General features: G+C 71.4%; 12 protein-coding genes. 2 read left to right on the top strand and 10 right to left on the bottom strand.

Features of this window, described 5'->3' with window-relative positions; translation table 11 throughout:
* Nucleotides 1–96 precede the first annotated feature (96 nt).
* From ACZ5WG_RS00865 to ACZ5WG_RS00820, 10 genes are read right to left on the bottom strand one after another with little or no spacing between them, the layout of a single operon-like run.
* The gene (locus tag ACZ5WG_RS00865) at nt 97–780 is read right to left on the bottom strand and encodes a response regulator (RefSeq protein ID WP_468719676.1); all 684 of its coding nucleotides are present in this window, start codon (nt 778–780) and stop codon (nt 97–99) included.
* The gene (locus ACZ5WG_RS00860; RefSeq protein WP_468719675.1) at nt 780–2018 is read right to left on the bottom strand and encodes a sensor histidine kinase; all 1239 of its coding nucleotides are present in this window, start codon (nt 2016–2018) and stop codon (nt 780–782) included. The genes ACZ5WG_RS00865 and ACZ5WG_RS00860 overlap by 1 nt, the downstream gene beginning before the upstream one ends.
* A gap of 3 nt (nt 2019–2021) precedes the next feature.
* Nucleotides 2022–2915 (bottom strand): DUF5936 domain-containing protein, encoded by an 894-nt coding sequence (locus tag ACZ5WG_RS00855; RefSeq protein ID WP_468719674.1) that lies wholly within the window; start codon nt 2913–2915, stop codon nt 2022–2024.
* Between the two features lie 13 nt (nt 2916–2928).
* The gene (locus ACZ5WG_RS00850; RefSeq protein WP_468719673.1) at nt 2929–3867 is read right to left on the bottom strand and encodes a type II secretion system F family protein; all 939 of its coding nucleotides are present in this window, start codon (nt 3865–3867) and stop codon (nt 2929–2931) included.
* The gene (locus tag ACZ5WG_RS00845; RefSeq protein ID WP_328620438.1) at nt 3864–5210 is read right to left on the bottom strand and encodes a CpaF family protein; all 1347 of its coding nucleotides are present in this window, start codon (nt 5208–5210) and stop codon (nt 3864–3866) included. Before ACZ5WG_RS00845 ends, ACZ5WG_RS00850 begins: the two co-directional genes overlap by 4 nt.
* Nucleotides 5207–5569, bottom strand: coding sequence for a TadE/TadG family type IV pilus assembly protein (locus ACZ5WG_RS00840; RefSeq protein WP_399246513.1), 363 nt, complete (start codon nt 5567–5569; stop codon nt 5207–5209). The genes ACZ5WG_RS00845 and ACZ5WG_RS00840 overlap by 4 nt, the downstream gene beginning before the upstream one ends.
* 1 nt (nt 5570) lies before the next feature.
* The gene (locus tag ACZ5WG_RS00835; protein ID WP_468719671.1) at nt 5571–5966 is read right to left on the bottom strand and encodes a TadE family protein; all 396 of its coding nucleotides are present in this window, start codon (nt 5964–5966) and stop codon (nt 5571–5573) included.
* 3 nt (nt 5967–5969) lie between these two features.
* On the bottom strand, nt 5970–7283 hold the full coding sequence (locus ACZ5WG_RS00830; protein ID WP_468719670.1) for an AAA family ATPase: 1314 nt from the start codon (nt 7281–7283) through the stop codon (nt 5970–5972).
* Between the two features lie 7 nt (nt 7284–7290).
* Entirely contained in the window at nt 7291–7992 is a 702-nt protein-coding gene (gene cpaB, locus ACZ5WG_RS00825) for a Flp pilus assembly protein CpaB (protein WP_468719669.1), read from the bottom strand.
* Nucleotides 7993–8032: 40 nt separating this feature from the next.
* A complete protein-coding gene (locus ACZ5WG_RS00820) occupies nt 8033–9016 on the bottom strand; it encodes a hypothetical protein (protein WP_468719667.1) in 984 nt (327 codons plus the stop codon).
* A 381-nt stretch (nt 9017–9397) separates the two neighbouring features.
* Here ACZ5WG_RS00820 and ACZ5WG_RS00815 point away from each other — a divergent pair, with 381 nt between their 5' ends.
* Together ACZ5WG_RS00815 and ACZ5WG_RS00810 are read left to right on the top strand one after the other, a co-directional pair.
* On the top strand, nt 9398–11092 hold the full coding sequence (locus ACZ5WG_RS00815; protein ID WP_468719665.1) for a chitinase: 1695 nt from the start codon (nt 9398–9400) through the stop codon (nt 11090–11092).
* Between the two features lie 126 nt (nt 11093–11218).
* The gene (locus ACZ5WG_RS00810) at nt 11219–12556 is read left to right on the top strand and encodes a M14 family metallopeptidase (RefSeq protein ID WP_468719664.1); all 1338 of its coding nucleotides are present in this window, start codon (nt 11219–11221) and stop codon (nt 12554–12556) included.
* Nucleotides 12557–12558 lie beyond the last annotated feature (2 nt).

The following is a 12558-nucleotide window of genomic DNA, read 5'->3' as shown; positions in this document are numbered from 1 at the left end:
GGGCCGGTGCCGCTGTTGGTTTGCGGACCGTACGGGGAGTCACCGGTGATAACCAAGGGTCCCGGGGCCCAATTACGGACCCACTGCGCACTCCGTCTACCCATGGCCGGTCACCCCTGGACGGGCCGTTCCCAGCCAGCGCGCTATCGCCTCGCTGCGGCTCGTGCTCTGGAGCTTCGCGAAGATGCGGTTGATGTGGTTCTTGACCGTCTTCTCGCTGATGAAGCAGGTGGCCGCGATCTGCTGGTTGCTCATCCCGGACGCGATCAGATCCATGATCTCCACCTCCCTCGAACTCAGGCCGAAGAGAACCAAGTTGTGCACCCGCTCAGGAGAGCGTGCCACAGATCGTTGCGGTTGCGAAGAGGTACGAAGGTCCGCGAGCAGTGCGCTCGCCGCCGTCGTCGTGAAATGGGCCCGGCCCTCGCGGACGTCGCGGACCGCCCGGACCAGGTCTTCAGGAGTGAATTCGCCGTGGACCAGGTAGCCGCCTGCGCCCAGCAGGAGGGCTTCTCGGACAATCTCCGATTCCTGGCTGTACGTCAGCATCAGTACGGGCGCCAGCTGTACGAGATGCGGCAGCGCCGAGATGCCGTCGACCCCCGGCATGCGGACGTCCAGCAAGATCACGTCCGGGGCGTACCGGCGGGTGAGGCCGAGTGCCTCGCGGCCGTCCGATGCCTGGGCCACCACCTCCAGGTCCCCGGCCGTGGCCAAGAGGGCTGCCAGGCCCGCCCGTACGACCGGATTGTCGTCGGCGATCAGGACGCGGAGCGGCATCACGGGCTCCCCTCCGGGGTCAGGGCCGCGAGCGGGAGGTCCAGGCGGACGAGGGTTCCGGGGCCGGACGGCCGGGCTCCGATGTGGAGCCGGGCGCCGATCGACGCCGCGCGTTCCTTCATGCCGAGCAGCCCGAAGCGGCCCCTGCGGTGCAGGGCATCGGGCGGGAGGCCGCAGCCGTCGTCCTCGATGCTCAGGGTGAGGCCGGTGGCGTTCGCGGCCGCCGAGACCACCACGCGCGTGGCCCCCGCGTGGCGGCGGGCGTTCTCCAAGGCCTCCGAGGTGACGGCCAGGAGGTGGTGCGCCACTGCGGACGGGAGCACGGGGAGGACGCCCTCCGTACGGAGCTCCGCGTCCGCGCCGGCCAGGCGGCGGAGTTCCCCCGGCAGCGAGACCTGCGGCGCCTCCGCCTCCCGCCGCAGGTCCGTCAGCAGTGCGCGGGATTCCGCCGCCGCCGCGCGGGCCGCGCCGGAGAGGGAGCGGGCCTGGCGGCGCAGGGCCGCCGGGTCCGTGGTGCGGGCGAGGGCGTCCGCCGCCAGGGCCAGGCCGTGCAGGGTCTTCGACACCGAGTCGTGCATCTCGCGGGCCAGGTGGTCCCGTTCGGCGCGCACCGCCTCGGCCGCCGCCAGCCGGGCCCGCGTCTCCGTCAGGGCCTGGCTCGCCGAGCCGAAGCGGAAGAGCAGGTCCCGCAGCGAGGCGCCGGCCGTGCCCGCCAGGAGGCACAGCACCGGCAGGGTCAGGCCGCCGCCGCCCACGGCCACCACGAGGGCCGCCGCCAGGGCCGCGTGGACCGCCGAGCCGCGCCACCCGTGGACCAGCCCGGCCAGCAGCGGTGTGCACAGTACGGCGAAGCCGAGGGGCGAGTCCGGCGTCGCCGTGACCAGCAGCAGCCCGCAGAACGCCATGTCCGGTGCCAGCAGCCAGCGGTGGCGCAGCAGCAGCGGCCCGAAGCGCTCCCAGTCACGGAAGAGCACGTACGAGAGCATGAAGGTGAGCAGGATCGCGCCGCCGACGAGGTACGTCGGCCCGCCGCGGGCCGTGCGCCCCAGTGCCAGCGGCGCGCCCAGGCCGATCACCACCATCCGGAACGCGAACACCCGGCGGCACAGGGCCTGGAGGGCGTTCGCCTGGAGCGTGAGGGAGGGAGGCGGAGAAGGGGTCGGGGAAGGGGCGCCGCCCTGCCGCTGTGCCCTCCCCCGCGCCGCCAGGTCGGCCAGGGGGATGTGGAGGACCGCCATGGCTCACCCGCCCCCGAGCATCGCGCCGAAGTCGACGTCCGCGCCGTACACGAAGCCGCAGACCAGCAGGATCAACGTGCCCGGCAGCATGAACATCGTCACCGCGAACGTGGCCTTCGGCACGGCCCGGGCGGCCCGCCGCCGGGCGTTCTGGGCATCCGTACGGCGCATGTCCTCGGCGATCGCGATCAGCGTCTCGACGATCGGCGAGCCCAGCTCCTCGCCCTGCTGGAGCGCGGTCACGAACTGCGCCACCTGCTCGGAGTCGTTGCGCGCACGCAGCTCGTCGAAGGCCTGGCGGCGGCTGACGCCCATGTCCATCTGCTGCAGGGTGATCCGGATCTCGTCCGACCAGGGGCCCTCGTACTTGGCGGCCACCCGCTCCAGCGCCTGCCGGAAGCCGAGCCCCGCGCTGACCACGACCGCCAGCACGTCCAGGAAGTCCGGCAGCGTCCGCTCGATGTGGTCGCGGCGCACCCGGATCGCCGACCACAGGCCGACCTCGATCCAGAACAGGCCGAAGGCGACCATCAGCAGGGCGGGTACGAGCTGGCCGTTGATCAGCATCGCGAACGCGCCGAGCGCGCCCAGGAACCCGTACACCGCACGGCGCGCCGCGTACCGGTCGATCGTCAGGCCGGCCGGGTTGCCCGCCAGGTCGATCTGGCGGCGCTTGCGGGCGACCCGGTTCGGGCCCATCAGGCGCAGGACGAGCGGCGCCCAGCGGATGCCCAGCCGGTCGACGGCAGAGCCGACGGCCGTCGTACGGGTGGCGCCGACCTCCAGGGCGAGCGCGAGGTCGCTCGGCAGTTTCGTCTCGGCGCGGTAGAGGCGGATGCCGTGGAAGACGCCGAAGACCGACACCCCCAGCAGCAGGGCCAGCAGCAGAGCCGTCATGTCCGTCGCCCCCTCACACGTCGATCTTCGAGAGGCGGCGGATCAGGACGAAGCCGAGCGTGAAGAGCCCGATCGCCACCAGCACCGCCGTCTGGCCGATGAACGCGCCGGTCATCCGGTCGAGCGCGCCCGGCATCATCACGTTCACCAGCAGCAGCGAGCCGAGTCCGATCGCCGGTACCAGGTAGGCCGTCACCGTCACCTGGGAGAGCTGGGTGCGGATCTCGCGCCGCGTCTCCTTGCGCTGCTCCAGCGTCACCGTGAGGTTGCGCAGGCTGCCGACGATCGCGCCGCCCGCGCGCGCGGACAGGACGAGCGTGGAGACGAGGACGACCAGTTCCCGGGAGGGAAGCCGCTGCGCGATCTCGCCGAGGGACTCCTCGATGGAGTGCCCGACGGCGAGCCGGTCGGCGACGCGCGTGAGCTCCTCGCCCGCCGGGGCCTCCAGCTCCTCCGCCGCTATGGCGATGGCCGTACGCAGGGCCAGCCCGGCCTGGGTGGCGTTGGCGAGGATGCGGGCGAGCTCGGGGAGCTGGTTGATGAACCGCTCGGTACGGCGCGCCCGCTGCCAGTTGAGGAAGGCGTCCGCCGCCCACAGGCCGATCAGACCGGCCACCGGGCCGAAGAACGGGGCCAGGAAGCTCGCCGCGACGAGCCAGACGCCTGCGACGGACATCAGCATGTAGACGAAGAACTCGCCGGGGGTGAGGTCCAGGCCGGTCACGGCCAGTTTCACCTCGATCCGTCTGCCCAGCGCGGTCCTGCGCAGGCGCCGGTCCACGCCGGGGAAGCGGCGCCTGCGGCCCGCCGGCTCCGGTGCGCCGTCCGTGGCGAGGCGTTCGATGAGGGCGGCGCGCTGGGCGCGGCCGGCGGCGTACGCATGGACGCCGACGACCACGAGGACGCAGGCCAGCAGCGTGGCGCCGAGGGTGAGGAGGATGAGTGGGTTCACAGGAGTGTCCGGGTGATGCGGGTGGCGAGCTGGTCGTCGGACATGGCGACCCCGAAGGCCTGCGGGATCGGCTGGTTGTTCATGTAGAGCCGGTCCGCGATCCGGCGCGGCAGCGGGTAATACTCGAAGTAGCCGTGGACGCGGCCGTCGGCGCCCATCGGCTGGGCGGCGAACCGGCAGACGGTGGTGATGCGGAAGGGCTCGCGGCCGTGCGAGTCGAGGATGGCGATCTCCGTGACGCGGCGCGAGCCGTCGCCGAAGCGGGTCAGCTGGACGACCACGTTCACCGCGCTGTTGATCTGGTCCTGCAGGGCCTCGAAGGGGACCTCCACCTCGGACATGGAGGCGAGCGTCTGCAGGCGCATCAGGGCGTCCTCGGCGCTGTTCGCGTGGACGGTGGCCAGGGAGCCGTCGTGGCCGGTCGACATCGCCTGGAGCATGTCGAGGGTCTCGCCGCCGCGGACCTCGCCGACGATGATGCGGTCGGGGCGCATGCGCAGGGAGTTGCGTACGAGGTCGCGGATGGTGATCCGGCCCTTGCCCTCCACGTTCGCCGGGCGGGATTCGAGGCGGATGACGTGCGCCTGCTGGAGCTGGAGCTCCGCGGAGTCCTCGATGGTGATGATCCGCTCGCCCTCGGGGATCAGGCCGGAGAGGGCGTTGAGGAGCGTGGTCTTCCCGGTGCCGGTGGCCCCCGACACGATGACGTTCATCTTCGCCTGGACCAGGCCGGACAGGAGCAGGAGCATCTGCTCGTCCAGCGAGCCGAGGCCGATCATCTCGTGCAGGGTGAACGCTCGCGGGAAGCGGCGGATCGTGAGGGTGGCCCCGGTCAGGGACAACGGCGGAATGATCACGTTGACGCGCTCGCCGCTGGGCAGCCGGGCATCGACCATCGGATTGGCCTCGTCCACGCGGCGGTTGACGGTGGAGACGATCCGCTCGATGGTCTGCATCAGCTGCTCGTGCGAGGCGAAGCGCAGGGGCAGCTGCTCCACCCGGCCGGCACGCTCGACGAAGATCTGGTCGGGGCCGTTGACCATGATCTCGGAGATCGAGGCGTCCTCGAGGAGCGGTTCGAGCACACCGAGGCCGAGAGCCTCGTCCACGACCCGGCGGATCAGCTGCGCCCGCTCGACGGTGGACAGGACGGGCCCCTCGCGGCTGATGATGTGCCCGAGTACGCGCTCCAGCCGGGCCCGGCGCTCGGCGGGCGCGAGCGCGGACATCTCGGCGAGGTCGATCTCCTCCAGCAGCTTCGCCCGGTACGCGGAGACCAGCCGGCCGTCCTCGCGGGGACTGTGCCGGTCGTCGGGGGTGTTGACCCGGGAACGCAGGCTCATGGTCCGGTCACCTTCGGGTCGTCGTTGGGCATGATGGCAGTTGCCCTGGCCGGGTCGATGGACAGGCCCGGCACGATGGACTTGATCGGGATGCTGACCTTCGCGGTGACCGCGTCAGGGACCGAAGACACGTCGATCGTCGCGTCGAGGCCTGAGCTGATGGCCGCCATGCCCGCCGCCGACCCGGCGCCCGGGTTGCGGGCCTCCACGCGTGCGGCCGTCCGGGCAGCGGTCTCGGCCTGCTGGTGGACGTAGCCGACCCAGCCGAGCTGGATCCCGCACAGTGCGACGAACAGCAGGATGGGGATGAAGCCGATGTACTCCAGGGCCACTTGGCCCCGGTCCCGGTCTCGTTTCACCTCAGTCCTCCTCTTCCTTCGCGGAGCCGCCCTCGCCCGTGATCGGGGTGCCGATGTCGAGGCCCGGGAAGAAGACCGGGAGGTTGAGCTTCACGGTCGCCTTGTAGACGTCGCCCGACTCGCGGCAGTCCACGCTCATGTTCCAGGCGCCCCCGACATGCCGGCGCGCCGCGGCATCGCAGGCCCCGCCCCCGTGCACCGCGCCCACCCGCGCCGCCTCGTCCGCCGCGTTGCCCGCCAGGGAGAAGGCGTACCCGATCAGTACGCACTCCCACACCGCCGCCACGAGCAGCAGGATCAGCGGCACCATGCCGACGAACTCGACCGCCACCTGGCCGCGGTCTCCCCGGGCGGCACGGGCGGCACGGACGGCGCGGACGGGTCTCCGCGCGGACATGTGTCAGCCCTCCCGGCCGCGGCGCAGCCAGGGGCCCGCCGCGCCCCGGTCGCCGCCCCGCAGGCGCGCCACCGGGCCGGGGGCCCGTACGGCCAGGGCCGCGCCCGGGGTTCCCGGGGCGGCGGTCGCGGGCTCTGCCGTGGACGGGGGTGAAAGCAGGCCGAGTTCGCCCGCCAGCGTCCACAGCGCCTGCTTCACGCTGGAGCGGTTGTCGAGGTCCTGCACCCGTCCCGCGTCCACGACCGCCTGGAGCTCCTTGAAGGCCGCCGGCACCGGGGTCCGGGTGGCCCGGGTCTTCGTGATCTTCTCGATGAGCGCGGGCTGGATCTCCGTTTGCCTGCTCCAGCGGTTCACCACCATCGCGGTGTCCTCCGCCTTGCGGACCTGGAGCCGCTCCCACATCCGGACCAGCCGTTTGGCCGCCCGTACGGAGACCACGTCCGGGGTGGTGACCAGGACCGCCACGTCCGCCATCTCCACCGCCGCCGCGTTCGCGCCCGTCACCTGGGTGCCGCAGTCGATGACGACCAGCTCGTACCGGCTGCGCAGGGCGCCGACGATGTGCCGGGCGGCGCGTTCGTCGACCTCCTCGCCGCGCTCGCCGTCCGCCGGGGCCAGCAGCAGTGCCAGCCCGGTCCGGTCGTCGTACACCGCGTCCTGGAGCACCCGCGGCGAGATGTCGTGGATCCCGGCGAGGTCGGCGATGGAGCGCCGGAACTGCACGTCGAGGTACGAGCCGACGTCGCCGGCCTGGAGGTCCATGTCGACCAGGGCGGTGCGCCGCCCCGAGGCGGCCGCGGCCAGTGCGAACTGCACGGCGGTGAAGGTGGTGCCGACGCCGCCCTTGGCCCCCGTGACCGTGACCACCTTGCCGCCGGGGCCGGTGAACACGTCGGCTCCCCGGCCCAGGTGGCGGCGGACGCCCACGGACCACTGGGCGGCGGCCTGGACGCGGGCGGCGAGCTCCTCGTACGCGAGCGGCAGCCCGATCAGACCCCGGGCGCCGGAGTCCATGGCGGCGGAGAACAGCGCCGGGCCCGCGTCCGAGGACACCAGCACCACACCCACCGCCGGGAAGCGGAGCGCGACCTCGCGGATGAGGTCGAGCGCGGGCACCGGGCCGATCCGCTCGTGGACGAGGACCACCTCGGGCAGTTCGTCGATGGACTCGGCGGCCAGCCGCCCCAGGGTGTCCAGCAGCGAGGTGGAGTCGGGGACCGGGGCGCCCGGCTCGGCGGCCGGGAGCTGGCTGAGGAGGGTGGAGATGGCGCGGGCGGCGTCCGGGTCGCCGGCCGCGGGGAGGATTCGGGTGGTCATCCGGGCCTCACTTGTCCCCGTCGAGGGTGTACGTACGGTCGCCCGCGGCGGGCGCGGAGTCGGTGCCGGGGGCCACCAGGGCCAGGCGTACGTGCTCCGCGAAGGACTCTGCGTACGCGACGCGCTGGGTGTCCTTGGTGTTCAGGGCGAAGGTGATCGGGACCGCCTCGGCGGGGCCCTTCTTGTCGCTGTCCTTGTCGAGGGCGGTGAGTTTGCCGACGTTCAGGACGCGCGCGTTGGCCACGATGATCACCGACCGCGAGGGCTCGGTGTCCTTGGCGCCCTTGAAGGTGGCGATGATGTTGACCTTGGCCCCGGAGTAGATCTTGCCGGCCACGCCGGTCGCCGCGTCGATCATGATGGCGATCTCCTGCTCTCCGGGCTGGAGCTGCGGCTTGTCGACGAACATGTCCGCCTGAAGCAGTGAGCCCTTGCGCAGGGTGGTGAGCGTGATCTTGTCCTTGAGCTGCCCGAGGTCGGTGACGGCGGTGTCCGACAGCCAGCGCTTGGGGATCGCGACTTCCTCGAACTGGCCCGCCGACAGCGGGCTGTACGGCGCGATGTCGCCCTTGGCGCGGTAGGCGACGACCTCTGCCCCGACCTTGGAATTGACGTCGCCGATCACCACGAGGACCCCGCCGAACGCCGCGAGGGCGCACAGGACCGACAGGAGCAGCAGGATGACGCCGCGGCGCTGGCGTGAGTTCATGGGCCGGACTACCTCGCCGTTCTTCGTTCGTTCGGGCCGGTCAGTGTCTTGATCTGGGGGAGCCGGGAGAGCCGGAGTACGCCGGGGGCGCCGTCCGGCCCGCGTCCTCGATCGGCGGCGGTGCAGCCAGGGGCGCGGCGCAGAAGCCGCAGCGGTCGCCGATGAGCTCGAGGCCGCACCAGTGGCACTGCTCGCGCCGGACGGAGGCGACGAGCTGGTAGAGCACGGACGGGTCCGGGATGGCGGCGGCGAACTCGACGAGCTTGGCCGTGGCCCACCAGACGGGCGAGTCGGCCGGGAGCGGGTTCTCCATCACGCCCTGGACCTGCCAGGCGGGGGCGAGTTCGGCCGCCACCCAGTCGGAGGCGAGCTGGCCGCGGGCGAAGGTGAGGTGGGTGGCGAACCCGGGGCCGGGCGGCAGCCCGGCGCCCGCCGCGCCTCCGGAGCGCCCGCCTCCGCCGCGTCCGCCGTGTCCGCCGCGCCCGCCGCGCCCGCCGTGGGCCTTGCCGCCGGAGCCGCTCAGCCTGACCAGGTGCGGGGTCGGGTGGGCGAGTACGGCGAACTGCGCGTTCGGTGACCACGAGCGGGCATGGGCCTTGAGGCCGACGGCGACCCGGTCCAGTCTGGCGACCGAGCCCAGCAGGGCCCCCGCGTGGATGTAGTGGGACAGCAGCCGGGCCGCGGAGGCGATGACCCCGGGACTGAAGTCGCAGACGCTGAGCTGGCGCAGCTGACGTACCAGCAGGGCCGTGGCCAGCGGGGGCAGATCGAGGTCGAGGAGCGCGATCCGGTCGGTCTCCAGGATGGCCCGCACCGTGTGCAGCCGCTGGACGGTCGCCGTCGGCAGCCACGGCGGTACGAAGACCACGAGGTGGCCGTGACGCTCCAGCAGGGCGCTCGTCTCGGCGAGCGCGCCCGCCAGGTCGAGCTGTCCCGGCGGGTGCAGTACGACGGCCGGCGGTGTGTGCCGGTCAGGGGCCGGCAGCACCAGATCGGCGCTGGTGACGGCAATGGCGGTCGGCACGCGAATCCCCCTGTTCACCCCGTACGCCCCATACGTCGGCGCCGCCGTCGCGTACGCGCACCCCTGCGCGACCGCAAACGATCGGCGCCCTTCCCCCTTGCCCCAGCACCATATCCGCGTCGTCCCTGGCAGGGCAGGGCCTTGGGAATTCCCGTGCTGCAGGCACCTGTCACAGGTGGCGGGAAACCCGGACAACCGGGATCGGACGCCCGATCAATTCAAGCCACATTGCAAAGAGTCTTGACACGGAGATTGGTCTGGACCAACTTGGGGCCAACACTTCACCAACGCCGACGGGGTTTCCCCCACTTGCTCCCGGAGGCGTACCTCCGCCTGTTCCACCACCCCCTTCACATCCCCTTCTCCCCCCACGGAGACCACGTGAACCGCATACGCTCGCTCGCCCTCCTGGGCGCCGCCACCCTTGCCGCCGGCGGCCTGACCGCCCTCGCCACCGGCACCGCGCAGGCCGCCGACGTCAACGTCGCCCGCAACGGAGGCTTCGAGTCCGGGCTCGCCAACTGGACCTGCAGCTCCGGGAGCGGCGCCGTCGTGTCCTCGCCCGTGTACGCCGGGGCCGGCGCCCTGAAGGGCACCCCCGCGGGCCAGGACAACGCGCAGTGCAGTCAGACCGTCACGGTCAAGCCGAACTCGACGTACACGCTCAGCGAGCAGGTGCAGGGCTCGTACGCGTACCTCGGCGCGACCGGGACCGGCACGCAGGACGTGTCCACCTGGACCCCCGGCTCGGGCGGCGGCTGGCAGAAGCTGTCGACCACCTTCACCACCGGCCCCAACACCACCCAGGTCACCGTGTGGACGCACGGCTGGTACGGGCAGGCCGCCTACGTCGTCGACGACTTCAGCGTCTTCGGCCCGGACGGGGGCGGCGGCACCGACCCCGGCCCGTCCGTACCCGGCGCCCCGGCCGGGACCGCCGTTTCCGGCCAGAGCACGAACGGGCTCACCCTTTCGTGGAACGCGGTCAGCGGGGCGAGCGGCTATTACGTCTACCAGGACGGCGTCCGGGTCCAGACCGTGTCCGGCTCCCCCGCCCAGATCACCGGGCTCGCCGCCGCCACCTCGTACTCCTTCCAGGTGAGCGCGTACAACGCGGCCGGCGAGGGCCCGAAGTCGGCGGCGGTGACCGGCACGACGACCGGCGGCGGGAACCCGAACCCGAACCCCTCGGTCCCCAAGCACGCGCTGACCGGCTACTGGCAGAACTTCAACAACGGCGCGACCGTCCAGAAGATCTCCGACGTCTCGTCCCAGTACGACATCATCGCCGTCTCCTTCGCCGACGCCACGACCACGCCCGGGGCCATCACCTTCAACCTCGACTCGGCCGGCCTCGGCGGCTACACGGTCGCGCAGTTCAAGGCTGACATCGCCGCGAAGAAGGCGGCCGGCAAGTCGGTCATCCTCTCCATCGGCGGCGAGAGGGGCACCATCTCGGTGGGCGACTCGGCCTCCGCGAACAACCTGGCGAACTCGGCGTACGCGCTGATGCAGGAGTACGGCTTCAGCGGGATCGACATCGACCTGGAGAACGGCCTCAACCCGACCTACATGACGCAGGCGCTGCGCTCGCTGTCCGCCAAGGCCGGCTCCTCGCTCGTCATCACGATGGCTCCGCAGACCATCGACATGCAGTCGACGGCGGGCGGCTACTTCAAGACGGCGCTGAACATCAAGGACATCCTCACCGTCGTCAACATGCAGTACTACAACAGCGGCTCGATGAACGGCTGCGACGGCAAGGTCTACTCGCAGGGCTCGGTGGACTTCCTCACCGCGCTGGCCTGCATCCAGCTCGAGGGCGGCCTCGACCCCTCGCAGGTGGGCATCGGCGTACCGGCCTCGCCGAGCGGCGCGGGCAGCGGGTACGTCTCCCCGACCATCGTGAACAACGCCCTGGACTGCCTGGCCAGGGGCACGAACTGCGGCTCCTTCAAGCCCTCGAGGACCTACCCGGGGCTGCGCGGCGCGATGACCTGGTCGACCAACTGGGACGCCAAGGCGGGGAGCGCTTGGTCCAACTCGGTGGGGCCGAAGGTTCACAGCCTGCCCTAGGCGGTACGTGTGTGGGTGGCCGTCCCGGCAGATTTGGCCGGAATGCAGTCCTTGACCGGGACATGCCATAAGAGCACGCTGTGCGCGTCCGCACGGCTACCCCCACACTCCCACCCAGGAGAACGCATGCGGCTCCACACCCGACGCAGGGCCGCCGTCACGGCGGCCCTGCTCGCTCTCGCGCTCGGCGCACCCGCCTACGGCATGAGCGCTACGGCGGCCCCGCCGCCGACCCCCTCGACCGCCACCCAGGACGAGGCGATCACCCAGTACGAGATCAAGGGCCCGGCCACGGCGGCCGAGCGAACGGCCCTGCTCCGTACGGGCGTCTCGATCGACGAGGTCGACGCCCGCTCGGTCGTCGTCAGCGCCGACCCCATGCAGGCCAAGGAGCTGCGGGCGCTCGGATACAAGCTGACCGCGCTGCCCGGGCCGCCGGACCGCTCCGAGCGGGGCGTAGCGGCGAGCCCGATGGACTTCCCGTCCAAGGACTCGATGTACCACAACTACGCCGAGGCGAACACGGAGATCGACCAGCGCATCGCGCAGTACCCCTCGATCATGAGCAAGAAGGTGATCGGGAAGTCGTACCAGGGCCGGGACATCGTCGCCATCAAGATCAGCGACAACGTCGCGACCGACGAGAACGAGCCCGAGGTGCTCTTCACGCACCACCAGCACGCCCGTGAGCACCTGACCGTCGAGATGGCGCTCTACCTGCTCAAGGAGTTCGGTTCCAAGTACGGCACCGACACGCGGGTCACCAACATGGTCAACGGCCGTGAGATCTGGATCGTGCCGGACCTCAACCCGGACGGCGGCGAGTACGACATCGCGACCGGCTCCTACCGCTCCTGGCGCAAGAACCGGCAGCCGAACTCGGGCTCCTCGTACGTCGGTACCGACGAGAACCGGAACTGGAACTACAAGTGGGGCTGCTGCGGCGGCTCCAGTGGCAGCAAGAGCTCCGAGACCTACCGCGGTGCGGCCGCCGAGTCGGCCCCCGAGGTGAAGGTGGTCTCGGACTTCGTCCGCAGCCGCGTGGTCGGCGGCAAGCAGCAGATCACCGCCGCCATCGACTTCCACACGTACAGCGAGCTGGTGCTCTGGCCGTTCGGGTGGACGTACAACGACACGGCGCCGGGCCTGACGGCCGACGACCTCGCCGTGTACAAGACCATCGGCACGAGCATGGCCAACAGCAACGGCTACACGCCGGAGCAGTCGAGCGACCTGTACATCACGGACGGGACGATCGACGACTGGCTGTGGGGCAACCAGAAGATCTTCGCCTACACCTTCGAGATGTACCCGTCCGAGACGGGCGGCGGGGGCGGCTTCTACCCGCCGGACGAGGTGATCGACCGCGAGACGGCACGCAACCGCGACGCCGTCCTGCAACTGCTGGAGAACGCGGACTGCATGTACCGCTCGATCGGCAAGCAGTCGCAGTACTGCACGTGATC

Source organism: Streptomyces sp. NPDC032745 (assembly GCF_055579465.1).
The sequence above is the reverse complement of the archived record's forward strand: the minus strand, read 5'-3'. Positions and strand labels throughout refer to the sequence as shown.